The following is an 18,834-nucleotide window of genomic DNA, read 5'->3' on the forward strand; positions in this document are numbered from 1 at the left end:
TTCTATTGAAATATTTCATGAAGGATCCTCATGTATACCTGTAAGTTCTTGGGCAGATATTCGCTATCAAGCATGGATACATGGGGCCCCTTCCCTTCACAAACCACTACGCTGCCATTGGTCGCCTCTCCCCATGCAGACCAGCGCTCTACATTCTCCCTGTTCTCATCTGAGCTGATGTAAAATATGTCGGCGTTGATCATTCCGCTGTCTTCCAGCTGATGAATAAACCTCGTGGAGGCTTCAATACGATGGCGCATACGAGATGCCATTTCAGGAGAACTGATGATGGCTTTAGCCCGTGGGTCATTCAGGTAATCCGTAGCAATCTGTCCGATCATTGATTCCTCCAGCGGTTCGGCTTTCACGAATCTGCGGGAATCCAGGAACACGAGCGCATTTACATTTCGCCCTGCTTTCTCAAGTGCCTGTGCCACATGAAAGCTCATACTTCCACCTGCAGAGAAGCCACAGAAAACAAGATTTCCGGCTGGTTGCAATTGCTGTACGATGGCAACCATTTTTGCAATGGTATCATGTTCAATGAAGTTGATACCGATCACCCTATACCCCTCCAGGTGCATAGCCAATTTACCGAAACCGACGGCATAACCGACGGCGGGCGGAAAGAAGAACAATGTCTTATCTGCCGGACCTTCTTTGAGTACGATATATTCGGCCTCAACCTGCCGGTCCATACCAGCCATATGCTGCCTGATGGTAGACGCAAAATCTTTCAGTACCGGGTCCTGGTACAACTGTATAACCGGCAACGTTACATTGAATTGCTGCTGCACGGCGCTGATGATGCGGAAGGATATGAGGCTATGGCCGCCGGATTCAAAGAAATTATCTTCCGGTGAAACCGCTTGTCCGAGCTCCTTGCTCCACAGGCTCACAAGATATTGTTCTATCTTATCATCACTCTCTTTCACGGCAGTAGTGGAGACCGGAGGCGGCAACTTACGCCTGTCAACCTTACCGTTAGCAGTAAGAGGCAGGGCCTCCAAAGGAATGAAATACTGGGGAATGAAATGCGCAGGAAGCGTTAATGCCAGGAATGACCGGAGTTCCTTTACTGACATAGGCGCTGCTTTAAAAATGATGTAGGCAGCCAGAGAAGTAGTTCCCGTCACTTTAACAGGAACTACGCAAGCCTGTTTAATAGCTGAATGTTCCTGCAAGCGGTATACTATTTCCCCTGGTTCTATCCTGTAGCCGCGAATCTTTACCTGCTCATCCCGCCTTCCCCCGAACTCCAGTATTCCACCGGGTAACCAACGGCCAGTATCTCCGCTACGGTACAACCGGCCTTCATCATTCAGCGGATGTGTAATGAACCTGAATTCCGTCAGCTCTTTGTTATTGTAATATCCTGCAGAGACGCCATCCCCGCCTACACAGATCTCTCCAAAAACACCTTCCGGGCACAGTTGCAGCTGTTTATCCATGATGTATACGGATGCCCCCGGAAGTGGCGTACCGATATAAGAACTACCAGTAGCATGTAATATCTCATCGTCAGTTACCTGGTGCCAGGTAACGTGTACAGTCGTTTCTGTAATGCCATAGAGGTTATATAAAGCCGCCTGTTCATGGCCAGGTATATCAAGCCATCTGCGTAGCTTTGTAAAATCCAGTACGTCCCCTCCAAATATCACCATACGTAGATCACCTACTTTCATGACATCCAGCAGTCCGTAGAAAGAAGATGGCGTCTGATTCAGGATGGTAATTCCTTTTTCTTCCAATAGCTGACAGAACATGCCTGCATCCCTTACCTGATTGCGATCCGGAATATAGAGTGAACCACCGTTCACCAGGGCGCCATACATTTCCCATACAGAGAAATCAAACGCAGCGGAATGTGCCATGATCCATTTATCTTTTGCAGAGAAAGATAACCAGGGCTGCTGTTGCAGGAACAGATGCTGTAAATTGCTGTGTTTAACCTGGCACCCTTTGGGGTTACCACTTGATCCGGAAGTATAAATGATGTAGGCAATATCTTCTCCACTGATAACAGGCATTGTTACTGCTGGTACTTCGGACGGTATAACTTCCATCAAAATAAGCGGCACCCCTGTCAATGCTGTTGAAAGGTACAAACTACTGATCATTGCCCTGGCGTCACTATCAACAGCGATATACAGTTTCCTGTCTGCCGGGTATTCAATATCTACCGGAACGTATGTAGCACCGGCTTTTAATACAGCCAGTATTGCAATGATCAGTTCCGTCGAAGGAGGAAGGCAGACCAGCACATGATCCCCTTTGCGGATGCCGTGCTTAGTTATCAGCCAACCGGCCATTACGTCCACCTTACTCAGCATATCGGCATAGGACAAGGTTTGCTGCTGATCTTCCAGGGCAGTTTTCCCAGGGTACGTTTTGCCAGCGGCTTCAATGGCATCCAGGATGTTAATGCCGGGATCGAAGCTGCCGTATGGTTCTCCTGCCTTCAATAATGCCAGCCTTTCCTGCTCGGGTACAACGTCCAGACCGGATATTTTACCGTCAGGATCGTTTACCATATGCTCCAGCACCTGCAATAGACAGGTAGCCACTTTTCCAATGGCGGTATCCGTATACCTGTTCCTGTTGTACATGAAATTAACGATGCAGGAGGTGCCGGGGTATACGACCACTGCCAGCGGATAACCTACCTGTGCAGCCCCATTTTCCGACACGACGGATATATTCGTATTAACCATGGACTCTTCCATGCTGCTCAGCGGATAATTTTCAAATACCAGCACGTGATCCAGCAGGTCTTTCTTAAGCACTGAACAGGCTTGTATTTCAGCCAGGGACAGATACTGGTGTTGCTGTATATCAAACAGGTAATTTCTTACGGTGGCAAGCAAAGAAGAAATGGTCTCGTCCTCCCAGCGTACACGTACAGGCAGTGTATTTATAAACAGTCCCAAAAGATCCTCAAAGCCTTCCATTTCATAAGGCCTGCCTGCGACGGTCACCCCAAATACTACATCATTGGTATTGTTGTACCTGCTCAGCAAAATACCCCAGGCAACCTGCATAAAAGTACTGACAGTCAGCCTGGATCTTGCACACAAGGCGCCGATCTGCGCTGTTAAATCCGCAGGCAGTGTAAGCATATATTCGCCTGCATCATAAGCAGTGGGTTGTTGTGTACCGGTGGATGGGACGGTAGCCAGTGTATCATATCCCTGCAGATAGTTGCTCCAGAATGAACGGGAGGCTGCAGCATCCTTTCCTTTGATCCAGTCAAGATATTTCGTAAAGGATGTATACTTCCTCCAGGTATGTTCCTTACCCGTGCACAATGCCTCATAGTAAGCCATTATCTGTTGTATGATCAGCTGGAAGCACCACCCGTCCATGATAATATGGTGATAGTACAGCAATAGTTGCGCACCTTCGGGCTGAAGGAATATCTTCACCTTCAACACCGGTCCGGCAGCCAGATCAACACCTTCACTCAACCACTTCCGTTTTGTATCTGCGACATCATTGCCTTCTGAGATCTCTACAGATAAGGTATTATCATCACTGACGGTACAATAGAAGTGATGGTCTTCCCCCGTAAAGAAACGGAGCCGCAGAATGTCAAACTGCTGTATAGCGCCTTTGATGGCCTTTTCGAGTAAGGCAGGCTGCAGACCTCCCGCTATGTGAAACTGCCGGATGATATGATTCGCAGCTGATTCCGGGAATACCTTATGATGATAATACATGGCTTCCTGCATGGGCAAAAGCCGGTAACGGCTTATAACGGCCTTTTCAGGCTGTAACCGGGCGGCCAATGTCCTGACAGTAGTATAGTTGAATATATCCGGCAATTGGCAATTCAGGCCCTTTCTGTTCAATTTAGCCACTATCTGGATGGCTTTGATTGAATCTCCTCCTGATGCGAAGAAGTCACTGTCTGCACCAACAGGTAGCCCCAATACCTCTGACCATATTGCAGCAATAACGGTTTCTGCCTCATTCAGGTTACTGTCGACAGCTATATGTTGCCCTGCATGCTCATACGGATCAGGGAAACGGTTGTGGTCAATTTTTCCATTCGCTGTAAGCGGCAATTTATCCAGCTTAACAAAGAATGCCGGTATCATATAGTCAGGCAATACCTTCCCAAGTTCCTGACGCCAGGCTGGTTGCACTGCTTCTTTATCCGCCAGGTAATAGCACACCAGTTCTTCCCCGAATGAACGTGATGGTATGAGCCTGAGGTACACTTCTCTGATCCCCGTGAATTGTATAGCATTTTTGATCTCTTCCAACTCCACCCTGTGGCCGTGTATCTTAACCTGGCTATCTTTTCTCCCTTCCAGGCACACTGTTCCGTCTCCTATCCAATAGCCAAGATCACCTGTGTGGTATACTCTTACAGTTCTGCCATTCAGTGTTATCTCCCCGAACTTTTCACTGGTGAGCTCCTCTCTGTTATAATAACCTTTCGCCACACCCTTACCTCCTATAAGTAACTCTCCTTTCTCACCTGGTACACAAAAGTCGCCCGCTGCATTAACGATAAATACTTCATTCCCGCTAATGGGTTTACCCACTACTGGTTTCAATGCAAAGCCAGTCAGGTTCACTGGTTGGAACAAAGTCCCTATCGTGGTTTCAGTTGGTCCATAGTGATTGACAAATTGTATATCCGGTTTTATAGCTGCGAACCGCTCAATACCGGAGACATCTATCTTCTCTCCACCTGAAAAGACCAGTCGCAGGGAGGAATCCTTTAATGCTCCGATGTTCTCCGCCTGTAATAACAAGTAACAGATGGAAGGCGTTAGTTTCAGAAAGGTGATCTGCTGTTCTCTGATATAGTCAACCATCCAATCGGCATCCTGCCTTTTTTCGCCCGGGATGATATGAACAGCTGCACCACTGGTCAGGCATCCCCATAAACTTGTATACCCAAGGTCATAGGCATAAGATGCCTGCAAGATGCTCCGGTCATTTTCAGTCAGGTGAAAAGTGTGTTTCAGCCAGCTGGTATAATTCAACATGTTATGCCCGGTCACCATGACGCCTTTCGGTATACCGGTAGTACCGGATGTATAGATCATACATGCTATCTCTTCGCCGGTAAACTGACAGGGCCGGAGCACCAGGTCATGCTCTTTACAGAGTAATTTAAAACGTACTATGGGTACTTTATAATCCGGTTGTTCTTCATTGATCAATATACACTTCAACGGGACATCTGACAGTATCTGCTGAATTCTCGCTTCCGGATTACCAGCGTCTACAGGCACATATGCCGCGCCCGTTTTCATAATAGCCAGCAATGCAACAGGCAGCCAATGATCTTCCGGCATCATTACGCCAACAAAATCGCCTGCAGTAATGCCATGGCGTTCTATCAATGCAGCCGCTGCCTTATCTGAATACTCATCCAATTCCTTATACGTAAGACTACCGGAAAGGCTTTTAACTGCTTCATGTGCCGGGTATTGCAACGTCATCGCTTTACAGGCCTCCACAATATGCGCAAACTCACTTTCTACCTTCGTTCCGGAAGCGCATACTCTTTCTGCAAAGGAGGTGCGGAAGAGGCTTAGTTTGTTATGATTTCTGTTTACACGGTCAGTTAACAGTGCCAGGTACAAGTCCTGCATCTGACGGATGTCTTCTATACGAAAGTAACCAGGATGATACAGGAATAACACCCGCATTCCTGTATCGTCAGTGATCACCTGGCATTTCAACTTCCTGCCCATTAACCATTGCAGTCCTTCAGAAGCGCCATTCAAGGCCACGTAACCGAACTGGTAATCAAATACCTGTTCGGCAGTATGATAAAACTGAAACGCTTTTATATTAGACAGGATGTCGGCTGATTGGCTATATGCGTAGGGTAATACCTTACTCAACAGACCGATGGTATCTTTCAGCTCTTCAAATTCCCTTCCGTGGCACTCTACTCCGATCGTAAAAGACTCACTATCTGTGAGCATCTGTAACATATCCAGGAAGCAGGCGAGGAAAATATTTTCTCCTTCAGTTCCTATCCGTTCGCTTAACTCAGCCGGCAGCACCAATGTCTTTACACCTGCTTCCAACTGATTATCAGTATATTTCAATTCATTGCGAAGCACCAGCTGTGCACCTTTGTATTGAGCATTCCAGAAGGAGGAGGCTTCTGCCTGACCTTCACTATCCTGCAACTGATGCTGCCATTCAGCATATTGCAGGTAACCGATTTCTTCTGTGGGCGCAGTACCGGTTTCCAGTAAGGTAATAAGTTGTTGCTGTAATATGTGCAAACTACTCAGGTCCGCCACCAGTGGGCTCACCAATAAAGTCACATCAGTTTTACCGTTTCCCTGTTGCAGGTATACGCGAACAGGCGAATCTTTTCCGTTAACTTTCTCCATCTTACCGGGCAGGGACCTTTGCCTGGAGAAGGAAGGTGTTACTTCCAGTCCGGCAGACTGCAACCATTCTCCCTGCTCACTCTCATGAACTGATAGTTTGAATGCTTCATAACAATCCAGCAATTGTGTAATGGCGACTTCAACATCCTTTTGTGAAAATCGTCCCGGTAATGTAAAAACCAGCTTATTATAAAAAAGGTGCGCCTTTGAGAGGATCAGTGACTGTTGCTGAGAGGATAGTCTGTAGGCAAACGCGGTGTTCATGGTGTGAGTCAGTTTATTAAAGCGGTTTATATTGAATCAGATCGGGGTAAAAACGTTCTGCCTTCCGCATATAGGCATCAAATTCTATTTGCAGACCCAATGGGTTAGCGATCCACTGACGCGTCAGCCTTGCCACTTCCGGATCAACGATCTTAACATTACCCGCACGCATTGCCATGAGGTTGGCCATGCAGGACTGTTCGGCTGCGATCATCAGGATAGCCGCAGTTTCCAGTTCCGCCGCCATAGTAAGGGTACCGTGATTACGTAGTAAAAGCGTGTGATTGCCGCCAGTTGCTTCTACCAGTTTGTCTCCTTCAGCCAAAGACAGCACCGGTCCGTTATATTCGTCATACAGCGCATGGTCTTCAAAGAACATACAGCTGGTTTGATTAACCGGCTGTATCGGTTGCCCCAGTGAAGCATATAAGGTGGCGTTCGGCGAGTGCGTGTGTACGATACAATGCGTATCGGGTCTTCCCTTGTGAAGGGCCGCATGGATACAAAAGCCTGCAACATTCACCGGATGGTCCCCTTCCAATACATTGCCTTTTCCATCTACTGTGATCAGGTTATCAGGGGTCACTTCTTCAAAGAAAAGCCCGAACGGATTCACCCAGAAAGCATCTTCCCTGCCGGGTACTTTCATTGAAATATGTCCGCTGATACCTTCGTCCAGTTTCTCCATTGCCAGGATGCGGTAAAGGGCGGCTAACCGGTAACGCAGCCAGGGTACTGTCTGCGGACGTTCCTTTCGGCTGAAAAAAGCGGCGGTATTGCGACGTGCATTTCCCACAGCATTGGTTGTCCCTTCAATAGGATCAGACATCGCCACCAATACTTTACGATTACCGGTGAATGGTCTTCTGCTATGGGCAAAGCGCATGTTATCCAACAAAAGTACATCACCGCTCTCCCAGGGGAATACTATCTGAGCCTTTTCATATGTATCCATCACGGCGTTAAAGTCCTCTCTTGTCAGGGCCGTACCATCTCCCAGAAAACTGTTCCGTGGTACATTCTCTTCCCCCAGTAAACTCACCAATGAAGATCGTGTATCGGCATCCAGGTTCATGAGGTTAAATAAGTGCGCCTGGTTAAACCACACCTTCTCGCCTGTTACCGGATGTACCGCTATGGCCTGCGCCGTATAATTGGTCTGTAAAACGTCTCCCTCTTTCCAGTTAAAGCTCATACCTCTTTTCTCGCAGTATATCTTCACCTCTTCTTTATTATCGGTACCAAATACCTTCTGCCAGCTCAAGTCTATCTGTTTATGGAATGTCCTTACATATCGTACGCCGGCACGTTCGAATTTTTCTTTTACCATCGTGGGCATCAGTCTGTATACCAGGGCGGAATCCGCAATGGGGGTTTCTCCCCCGCTGTCCGCATTCTCCTTACAATAGAACCATATTTTTCCTGGCCAGGTGTTTGTGTAAGAGTGCTCATTATGGAAAGGAATAGACCTTTCCTTCGGATATTCTGTTGATGTATATACTTTATCTCCCACTTTCGTCCTCGGTGTGGAAGGTTCAGAATAATCAAGTAAACGGGTAGCATATAACTGGCAGATCTGCTGAAAATCATCTTCATTACCAATGGCGAACCCACGAAAAAGAATAGCGCCGTACTGCCGGTATAACTTATCCAGTTGTGCTTTATTGTCCAATACCCATTCTTTCAGCTGCAGATCTGCATTGCTACAGTTCAGTACAACATATAACGAACCTTCTTCATTTCCACGGATAACTTCCTGGCGCACCGGATTAACCTGTTGAACAGGACGGGGAACTGTACGCTTCAATGACTGTAAAATATCCTGGTTTTTCATATCACTTTTTCATGCTTTTAAGTAATTCGTGCGACCTTGTTTTCAGCTTTGACGCTGCATCTTCCCAGCTATTCACCAACAGCGTCTCTACTTGTGCTTCTTCCTGTATGCAGAGCTGTTCCAGCAATTGCTCCCATTGTTTGATGTATGAAAAAATAGCAGCCTTCGTATATTTCGCCGCCTTATACTCCACGTTGAGCGACAGCGTTTCCCTATAGGGTTGTACGGTAAAACTGAGGTCGAATTTGCTACCTTCCATCACCACTTCTATTTCTGTAATGTCAATACCGTTTGATACATTTTCCTGCGCGCTGAAGTCATTATATACAAAGCGCGTGTTAATGTATTCGGATAATTGAAGACCTTTCTCTTTCCTCATCAATGCCGACAACTCATCAAAGGCAAGATCTGTATGGTGCATGTCCTGCCGTATTCCCTCCGCGAAGTCCTGCAAGGCTTTTCTTACCGGTTTATGTTTATCAATGTCAACAAATACAGGCATCATATTTACGAAGAACCCTATTACAGGCTCCATACTTGTATTCGTTCTTCCTGACACTGAACTACCTAACACAAAATGCTCCGTACCGGAAAGTCTGGCTTGTAACAACCCAAAACTGAACAACAGCAACTGAAAATCGGTGACCTGCCGTTTCCTGGCCAACTGCAATACCTTACGGGCAAGTTCGTCAGGAAGAATATGATGCAGGGTAATCCCTTCAATTGTATCTTCTGACACCACATAAGGGAATAACGCGCGTTGCAGTCCCGGAATTACTTTATTCAACCAGTATGCACCTGAAGTTTCCAGCACGGCCTGCGACCGCGAAGACATCCATTGCGCAATATCTACATAACGCAATGACAACGGCGTCAAAGCAGCTACTGTGCCTGCGAGTTTAGCCTCATAAATAGCCAGGAGGTCTGACAACAGTACCGCGATAGACCAACCATCTGAGATAATATGATGCAGGTTGATCACCATGTAAAATTCATGATTATCGCTTTCCATGATCAGCACCCGGACCAATGGCGCCTGATCCAGTCTGAAGGGAGTGTTACTAAACACCTTCGCCAGGTCCATGATTTCCTCAACCGACCTTTTCCCATTCAGGAATGTCAGGTATGCGGAAGGATCTGGTGTTGTTAACAGAACAACCGGCCCGTTCTCCTGCAATACAAAAGCTGCCCTTAACTGATCATGCCGCTGTACAAGTGCTTCGAAGGATGCTTCGAGCACCTCTCTTTTCAAAGGCTTTGATATCCTGAAAGCGGTGGTCATGTTATAGGATATATTGTCAGGCTCACGTTGCTGCAGGAACCATAATCTCCTCTGTAAAGGAGAAACGCTATAGTAGGGTTGCTCTCCTACGTGCGGAATAATAAACGTACCGCCATGCCGGCGTGAGGCAACAAACATTGCCAGGTCATACAACCGGGGATGTTTGAATACGTCGAATAAATTGATCTGGATGTTAAACCGTTCCCTCAACCTGCTAACCAGTTTGATAGCTAACAGGCTCTGTCCTCCGGAAAGGAAAAAATCATCTTCCGGTTCAACGGTCTTCAGTCTTAACATCTCTTTGAATATATCCGCTACTTTCTCTTCAATATCAGCAGGTACCTGTACAACCGGTGGTGCCGTATAACTCGCTTTTTCATTACCACTTCCCATTGGCGGCGCCAATTCCCGCAGGTTTGCAATAGTCATATCCGGCAACATAGGACCTGACTGCAGCAGGGTACAGAACGCATTGTACAGGTGTACCGGCAGTGCAGCATCGATCAGGTTAGTGGCATGTATGAAAGTGAGAGCGAATATATTGTCTGCTTCTGTTATTTCAATACTCAGGTCAAACCGTGCGCCTGATTCAGCCGCAGGGTCCAGCCCTTCCTGGTTACCAGTCCCTTCAGGTGCTACCACATAGTTGAACAGGATGTTGAACAAAGGATGTTTACTACCGTACCTTGATAACTGTTTGTCGCGCAACAAATGAGCAGGCGGATACCAGGCATGTTCCATTATCCTGGCTAATTGTATGCCCGTTGTATGTACATATTCACCGAATGATACTGCGGGGTCTAAGCGTACATGGAATGGCAGTGTACTGACCATAAATCCCGTTACGTCCTGCATTTCATCGGTCATCCTGTTAGAGAACGGTAAGCCGCAAAGCAGGCGATTGTCTTCAGTATATCCCGACAAAATAATATGGAAAGCGGAGAAGATTAACGTAAAGTCAGTTACACCCAGTTTTGACGACAAAGACCTGATCCTGTTCACCACAGCAGGCGGCAATACCGGCCGGAATACGGAACCTTCAAAAGGAGAACCGTTGCCTTCCGCCGCGGGAAGTGATGGCATAACCGGTATGGTATCAAGATATTCGCCCCACCATGTTTTGTCCTTCTGGTATTGATCCCCTTGCAGATAAGTATTGTGATACCACATTGCTACATCATGGAACTGTAACACAGGAGCTTGTACCGGTAACTGTTTATACAACCGGACCAGATCCGAGGCGAATATGGTATTTGAATGTTCGTCTGTTACAAGATGATGAATATCCAGCAGCAGATAATACGCCTGATTGTGTGTCAGCAGGTATATCCTGAACAAGGGGGCCTGACTGATATCAATAACAGACCGTTGCGCTCCGAATGCCTGCAAAGGATTCAATTTAGGTAAGGCAAAACTGATGATACCACCTGACTTCACAAATGCATTATAAACATCTTTGGCAGGCTGGATCTGTTGCAATACCTGCTCGTCCTTCTCAATGAACCTTGTACGAAGTACGGTATATCTGTCCAGCAGCTGCTCCAGGGCCTGCAACAAGCGCCCTTCATCCGGACGTTGTTCCAGTTTTATTAATGCGGGCACATAATAGCTAAAACCTATATCGGGCAAACTGTCCAATACATAAATACTCTCCTGGGAAGGCATTAAGGCCAGGCTATCCGGTGCAGCAACACTTGTTATGGCGGCAGTTTTCGAAGGACTACCCTTTTTAATATAAGCAGATAGTTTATCCAGTGTTGAATGTTGCAATATATCCGGAAGAGAGATCTGTACACCGAAATTCCTTTTTATTGCAGACATCATCCTCACAGCGGTCAGACTGTGGGCACCATTCGCAAAGAAATCCTTCTCCGGATCTACCTCATTCCCGATCACCTGTGCCCAAACCTGTAGTAACTTCGCAGCTGTTTCATCGTTCTGCAAGCGTTTGGAAACTGACTTTTCATCTTCCTGCTCTTTCAGTAGTGCTGATAGCAGCTTACGATTGATCTTGCCACTGGCTAGCCGGGGAATCTCATTAATCATCTTAAAGCCGGACGGGATCATATATACCGGCAACTGTTTCGCCAATGTAGTCCTGATAGTAACGGCAGGCACTTCCTCCCCGGTATAAAATGCATATAGGAAGGATGCTCCGTCGTCTCTTTTCATCAGCAACACCACTGCTTCGCGGATGCCTTCCACAGACAGTAGTTTAGCTTCTATATCGCCTGGCTCTATGCGTTGTCCGTTCAGTTTCACCTGCTGATCTATCCGCCCGAGATAAATAAGCTCACCGACATCGTTCCACATGGCAAGGTCGCCCGTTCTGTACATCCGTGCGCCCTTCACAAACGGGTCAGGCAGGAACTTTTCAGCAGTCAGTTCTTCCCTGTTGATATATTCCCTCGCCACTCCTGCTCCGGCAATACACAGCTCACCGCTTATCCAGGGTGGCAACAGTGCCTGCTCTTTATCCAATATATAGGCCCTTGTGTTCAGTAAAGGTTTCCCAATTGGTACATAAGTGTATTGCTCCGGCCAGGGAGAACAGGTAAAGCCAGTACAATCGACCGTAGCTTCCGTTGGCCCATACAGGTTCACCAGGATAGCGCCTGTGTGTTTATATACATGCTCATTGAACTGCTCCATAGAGGCATATAACAAGGCTTCTCCACTTGCAAAGACAAATCGCAGAGAGGCACACTCGTCCACCAGTTTTTCCTGCATCACAACATCCATGAACAAGGTTAACATAGATGGTACAAAGTGCGTAACGGTCACATGGTGGTCCTTAATGGTACGCACGATCTCGTATGGCTCACTTTCTTTACCTGGCGCCAGGAAGAAGGTAGTACAACCTGAAAACAGCCAGTGAAACAATTCCCATACGGACACATCGAAACCGATACTTGTTTTCTGCAGAATACAGTCATCTTTCGACAACGGAAAATCTTGTTGCATCCAGTACATCCTGTTCACCACTGCGCTATGCTCAACGACAACGCCCTTAGGCATACCGGTAGAGCCAGATGTATAGATGATATAAGTTGGATCAGTTACCAGGGGCATGATCACAGGGCTGTACTCCGTAACAGGCTGCCCGATCACCGCTTCCATATCAATGTATGGTACATTTGTCTCTATCAGTGGGGCGTCCCATCCCAATACGACCTTTACGTGGGCATCCTGTAACACAAATGCGATACGGTCTTCCGGCATCCGCAGATCTATCGGCACATAAGTACCTGCGCGTTTAAATATTGACATCACAGCTACTTCCAGCCACACCGAGCGTTTGCAGCATATGGCAACCTTATCTCCCCTGCCAATGCCTGCCTGCGCCAATGCATGTTGTACAGCATTACTGTAAGCCTCCAGATCATGTATTGACAAGTTATGTTCTTCATCTGCTATCTTTACCGGTGAATTCCTTTCCAGCAGGTCGTAGTAGAACGACAACAATGTTTTATCTGCCGGATAGAACCCTTCTGTATCATTGAAGCGATGGATCAGATCATTTGTCTGCCGGTCTCCCCACAATCTTATATCAGACAAGCCCCTGGCTTTGCCAATGCCCTGTACTACCTGTTCGCCAATTGCAGTCAGATGTGCCAGTACCTGCCGGATAAGGGCTTCCGGGTATCTGTCCACATTAAAGGAAATACGCCATAACATCTTTTTACCGGCAGAGATGTGTACTGACAATGGATAATTTGTGCGGTCAAACACTTCCGATCCCGAAAGCTTTCCTTCCGCCAGTCCGGCTTCGTCATAAGGATAGTCCTCTACCGCCACCACGTGATCGAACAACTCTCCTTCTACACCGGCCTTCCGCCTGATATCAGCTACAGAGCAGTACTGGTAAGGCAGGCTATTAATGAAGCGGCTTGAAATACCAGTGAAATAATCAGCTATTGTCGTCTCATCCTCTGTATGAAAAGGGAAAGGAACTGTATTAATGCACATGCCTACTATATCCGTAGCATTGGCAATATTTATTTCCCTGCCCGAAACGGTGATTCCTGCAATTACTTTCTTCTGGCGGCAGTAACGTGATAGTAATATCCCCCACATGCCGTATAGTATGGTATTGATACTTACCTGTAAAGTTGCGGCAGCCTGCTTCAATTGCGTACTCAGTTCTTCGCTGAACGTCGTATGCAGGGATACCTGCTCCATGTTCAGCGAAGGCTGCATAAAGGACTCCGTAAGCGAGCCTGGTATAAAGTCAGGCTCTATATCCAGGTGCCTGAGCCAGTACTGCGTTACCTCATCCTGTTGCTGTTGCGCCAGATATGCTGTGAGCCCTGTGAAAGACACCGCTCCTTTAGATATTGTCTTTCCCTGATACAGCGCAATCAGCTCGTTCATTACGATAGCGAAGCTCCAGCCGTCCAATATGATATGATGAAAGGATATCACCAGGCGGGAGCTGTCTCCGGCATATATTATAGCGGCCCTGAACAAGTTATCGGAAAGTATATCGAAAGCACGTTCCCTGTCAGCACGCAGGAACTCCGCTATCTGTTCCTCCGCTTCCAGAGAATGAACACTCAGCTCCGGCGTTACTTCATCCATGATCACCTGTACCGGCCGCACACCTTTGTCGGCCACGAAACGTACACGCAATGCATCGTGACGCTGTATTATGGTTGCCAGTCCTGACCGGAACATCTCCACATCAATGCTACCCGGCATGGTAAAGCTATATTGTTCGAAATAAGCCTGTCTGTCTGTTTTCGCAAGGGCATGAAATAATAATCCCTCCTGCAGTGGCGTCAATACCTGTATGCTCTTAATATTGCCCATATTTATATTGAATTAAGGATCTCTTCCAATTCCTGTTCATTCAACCCAAGTCCGTCGGCACCGGATATCTTCTTCTTGAACATGCCACCCCCTTTTTCTAACGCATCAATGAACTGCTCAAGCGCTATTATATATTTCCCGATCAACTGACTGGCTGAATTTTGTGTAAATAGTGCATTGTGATAAGAAAGGCTTATCTGTAGAGCGCCTTCGGAGACAATCAGTGTAAAGAAGAGCGCTGAAGGCATATAGATATCCGGACCCACATTCTGCTGCGACGCCGATAACGGATGAATAGTGTACAACCCGCCTCCAACACTTTCTATCTGTCCGAGGTAGTTAAATGTGATCAATGGTTCCGCACCATGGTCGGTTTCTTGCAGTTCGCCCAGGTAGCGCTGACAGAGATAGCCCTCTCCATTACCGGGCACCTGTTCTAATGCGGCGATCGTCTGTTGTATGCCAGTATGCACGTCTCCTGCAATGCAGGGCAACATGACTGGATATTTCATGGTGAACCAGCCTACAGTGTCTGCAAAAGAAGCGGCATCGTCAGTACTGTTCCGGCCGTGCGACTCGATGTATAAGGTAACTGCAGGCTTTCCGCTCCAATCATGTATGGCACTGGTCAGCGCCGCCAGCAGCACTTCCTGCATGTTTACCTTCATCGCATGTAAGGGCAATGCCAGCAGCTGGCTGGTAGTTCCGGCAGACAATACTTCATTCACGTGATCGTAATGCTGATAACTTTTTTGTACAGATGTAAAGCCGATCCAGTCCTCCGTAGCCTTTGCTTCCATTCTCATCCAATGAGACATTTCAGGCACAGTCAGGCTGTCTGTTCTCTTCCTCATTGCCTGTGACCATTTCAGGTAACATGCAGCCGTACTATCTTTCCCTGAAGGATCTTCAGCCAGCTGTTCTAAAATGATACGCCACGATACACCATCGATGATCAGGTGATGCGCCAGCAGGAATACAACATCATATTCCTCTTCATGAAATAATATACACCTGAATAAAGGCCCCGTTTCGAGGTCAAACTGCTGCTGCCAGTAATGCGTCTGTGCCTTCAGATCGATCACCGGTTCTTCCCTGAAACAGCTATCCGGCATATCAGCGGCAGGCAGTACCTGTTGAACACGCTCATTACCGACCAAAGGGAAAACAGTACGTAAGGCTGCATGACGCTGCCACAAACCGGAGACAGCCGCCTTAATATCTGTCACTGCAATTCGTGCCTTTGCCTGCAATAAAACTGACTGGTTGTAATGATGTAGATCTTTTGTATTGTCAGTGAAGAACTTTATCTGCAAAGGCGTAAGCGGGACCTCGCCACCATCTGCCAGATCATCAGCAGGAATATGATCTGCCTCTTTGAGATAGTCCACCAGCTGTGAGATAGTTGGATACCGGAGTATATCCCCGACCTGTAAGCTCCATCCTTTCTCTCTCATCTTCGCCACTACCTGTATCGCTTTGATAGAGTCGCCACCTATACCCAGGAAATGATCGTGTATACCAATTGAAGACTTTTGCAACACCAGCTCCCATACCTGGGCAAGCATCTTTTCCTGTGGTGTACGTGGTGGTACTGATTCCTTCTTTGCACGTACCTCTTTGGGAGATGGTAGTGCTGTTATATCAAGTTTGCCATTGACATTCACAGGGAACTTCGCTAATGCAACAAGGCTGCCAGGTTGCATATATGCGGGGAGCTCGAGCTCCAGCTCCTTCCTGATAGCATCCGCCAGTCCGGCATCTCCTGTATAATAACCCACGAGCTCTTCATCGAGGACCATTACAAAAGCGTCACTAACACCGCCTACACTACGCATCACCGCTGCTATTTCACCAGGCTCTATTCGGTAACCGCGTACTTTGATCATGTCGTCATTACGGCCCGTATAACATATATTACCATCGGGCAACCAGTAGCCAATGTCTCCGGTCCGGTATAAGCCGTTTATAAAACGCTCAGTTGTTTTTTCTGCATCATTGAAATATCCTGCACCGACTGTATTACCTCCTATCCAGATCTCTCCTTCAATGCCAGGCATACAGGACTCGGTCCGCGCGTTCAGGATATGGGCCTGTGTATTGCTGATAGGTTTGCCTATCAGTATATCATCATATGATTCCGGCACTTCCCATACAATACATCCTACCGTACACTCAGTCGGACCATATTCATTGTAAATGCGCATGGCAGGGTTTAATGAACGGAGGATCGTTATATCAAGCTCCTGCAGGGCTTCTCCTCCCACAATACAAGTATCGGTCATAGCGCCAGATATTTCCAGGTACGGCAGCATACGGATATGTGAAGGCGTCAGCTTAATAGCATTCATCCTGGTAAAGGCATCTTTCAAATGTTCAGTAACTGCTCCTTCTTCGGAGCAAATGAATAAAGTGGCACCTCTTAACAGGGTGCAAAAAACTGATGTAACAGTCAGGTCGAACGCAATCGGCGTGAACAAAGGCATTTTACCCGCTGCGCTATTGGAGAAATAATAGTTAGTGGCCCAACCGGTATAGTACAAGAGGTTGTTCATGGTAATGACACAACCTTTAGGTTGACCTGTGGTACCCGACGTATACAGTATGTAAACCGGTTGATCAGGCTTCCATCTGGGCAGATCCCTTTGTTTGATCGTTACCTTTGCAGCTTGCCTAAAGAGCTCTTCAGGAGAGATTCCCTTATCAGCTAACGGATCATCCGTTACAGCCAGTTTCGCATCAGATTGCTGCATGATATACCTGATCCTCGCTTCAGGATATTGCTTATCTGCCGGAATATAAGTAGCACCGCTAAACATCACTGCCCAGATAACAGGTATCAATTTTTCCGTGCGGGCCATATTGAGCAACACCCGGTCCCCTGCCGCCAAACCATGCTTTACGATCAGCACCTCTGCTATTTGTCTTGACTGCCGGACTAATTCCTGGTAAGTCATCTCTCCCTCTTCCCACTCCAGCGCAATATGATCCGGATAGCGGCCGGCGGTCGCCATCAGCATATCTGGAAGCGCAACAAATTCAAAAGGGACTTCAGCACCGGATAACACATGCATCGGGGCTGTACTCAACATCCCCTCTCCAGATGTGAAACCAACGATATATTGCAATAATGTCTGCCTGATCCATTCCAGTGATGAAGCAGAAATGGCATTTTTATCTGCCTGTAACACGATCCTTGTAGAATCAGCAGTATCTTCTGCAAAAAAGGAAAGGATAAAGGGTTCCGGACAAGAATGACTTTCTACACAGGCAGGCATCTCCGCCCATACTGCTTCAGGAAAATGCTCCCGTTCCAGGTATTCAAAGCTACAGGTACATGCGTTGGGAAGTGTTCCACATTCAAATTGTTCGCGGTACAGGTCAAAACGTTCCCTCTTTTCTTTTAGCTTCAACACATCCTGTGGCTGCTCTTTGCGGAAACTGCTATAGATCCCTTTGGCAAACGGTCCCGGGATCTGTTTAAATTCATCAAACTGACGCCCGGATGATATATATGCGGCAGTACCTATACCCTGCTTCAGGTAAGATGTGGTGATATTCGTCCATGCCCAGTACCAGATATCCGCGGGAGTGACATTCTTCTGTTTAGCCACCTGCTGTAATCTTCTGAGCAAGGTTTCATCAGCATTCACATCCGCCGTGATGCATGAAGGATCTCCGGCGTGCGCTTCGCCTTCCTGCAAAGTCAACGTTCCTCTGAAATGCACAGCGCCTTGTTCCAGCTCTGCAGGCAATGTTTCATTATCGCCTGCCGTATTTTCCAGCCATTCAACATATTGGATGAATTGCAGGGGCTCCTCATCCTGATCATTTGCAGCGACCAGCTGCCAGGCCAGGAAACGCAAGGACCAGCTATCTAACCATACTGTCGGAGCAATGATCCCGACGTACGCAGGGCTGCCCTTTTCGTTATTAAATATGACCAGTCTGATCCTTCCGTTATCCGTCGACATGTTTCTCCACGCCGTGAGGATGTCTTCCATATCCCGGTCCTTGTTGTCTACCACAGTGATGGTGGTCTGGTCCTGATCAGTTATATCCTGGAAAGGGATGCTAACGTTATTTGTGTATGTACTAACTGTTCTCAGTATAGCGTGCCTGTTCACCAGCTGTTTCCACCGGGCTGCAACATCTTGCGTAACAAGGCCGGATATTTTAAACAATGCGCGGTGTAATAACGACTGGTTCCAGCCACGGCTGAAGTATTTTTTTTGCACAGGAGATATACAATGGATACTCATATTGAA

At 47.3% G+C, this 18,834-nt stretch carries 4 protein-coding genes; all 4 read right to left on the reverse strand.

Features of this window, described 5'->3' with window-relative positions:
- Positions 1 to 2: 2 nt before the first annotated feature.
- Genes C7475_RS03925 through C7475_RS03940 form a run of 4 tightly spaced genes read right to left on the reverse strand, consistent with a single transcriptional unit; the run spans position 3 to position 18,828 of the window.
- Positions 3 to 6,638 (reverse strand): non-ribosomal peptide synthetase, encoded by a 6,636-nt coding sequence (locus C7475_RS03925; protein ID WP_110051282.1) that lies wholly within the window; start codon positions 6,636 to 6,638, stop codon positions 3 to 5.
- 16 nt (positions 6,639 to 6,654) lie between these two features.
- Positions 6,655 to 8,472, reverse strand: a complete 1,818-nt coding sequence (locus C7475_RS03930) for a TauD/TfdA family dioxygenase (protein ID WP_110051285.1) — start codon at positions 8,470 to 8,472, stop codon at positions 6,655 to 6,657.
- 1 nt (position 8,473) lies between these two features.
- The gene (locus C7475_RS03935) at positions 8,474 to 14,566 is read right to left on the reverse strand and encodes a non-ribosomal peptide synthetase (protein WP_110051288.1); all 6,093 of its coding nucleotides are present in this window, start codon (positions 14,564 to 14,566) and stop codon (positions 8,474 to 8,476) included.
- Between the two features lie 2 nt (positions 14,567 to 14,568).
- Complete coding sequence (locus C7475_RS03940) at positions 14,569 to 18,828, reverse strand: non-ribosomal peptide synthetase (RefSeq protein ID WP_110051290.1); 4,260 nt, start codon at positions 18,826 to 18,828, stop codon at positions 14,569 to 14,571.
- Positions 18,829 to 18,834: the final 6 nt, after the last annotated feature.

Source organism: Chitinophaga sp. S165, assembly GCF_003182155.1.
Lineage (GTDB): Bacteria > Bacteroidota > Bacteroidia > Chitinophagales > Chitinophagaceae > Chitinophaga.

Bases quoted from the DNA above. Each gene is read 5' to 3' on its own strand.
- C7475_RS03925 (WP_110051282.1), bottom strand. From the start codon at position 6,638: ATGAACACCGCGTTTGCCTACAGACTATCCTCTCAGCAACAGTCACTG.
- C7475_RS03935 (WP_110051288.1), bottom strand. From the start codon at position 14,566: ATGGGCAATATTAAGAGCATACAGGTATTGACGCCACTGCAGGAGGGA.
- C7475_RS03930 (WP_110051285.1), bottom strand. From the start codon at position 8,472: ATGAAAAACCAGGATATTTTACAGTCATTGAAGCGTACAGTTCCCCGT.
- C7475_RS03940 (WP_110051290.1), bottom strand. From the start codon at position 18,828: ATGAGTATCCATTGTATATCTCCTGTGCAAAAAAAATACTTCAGCCGT.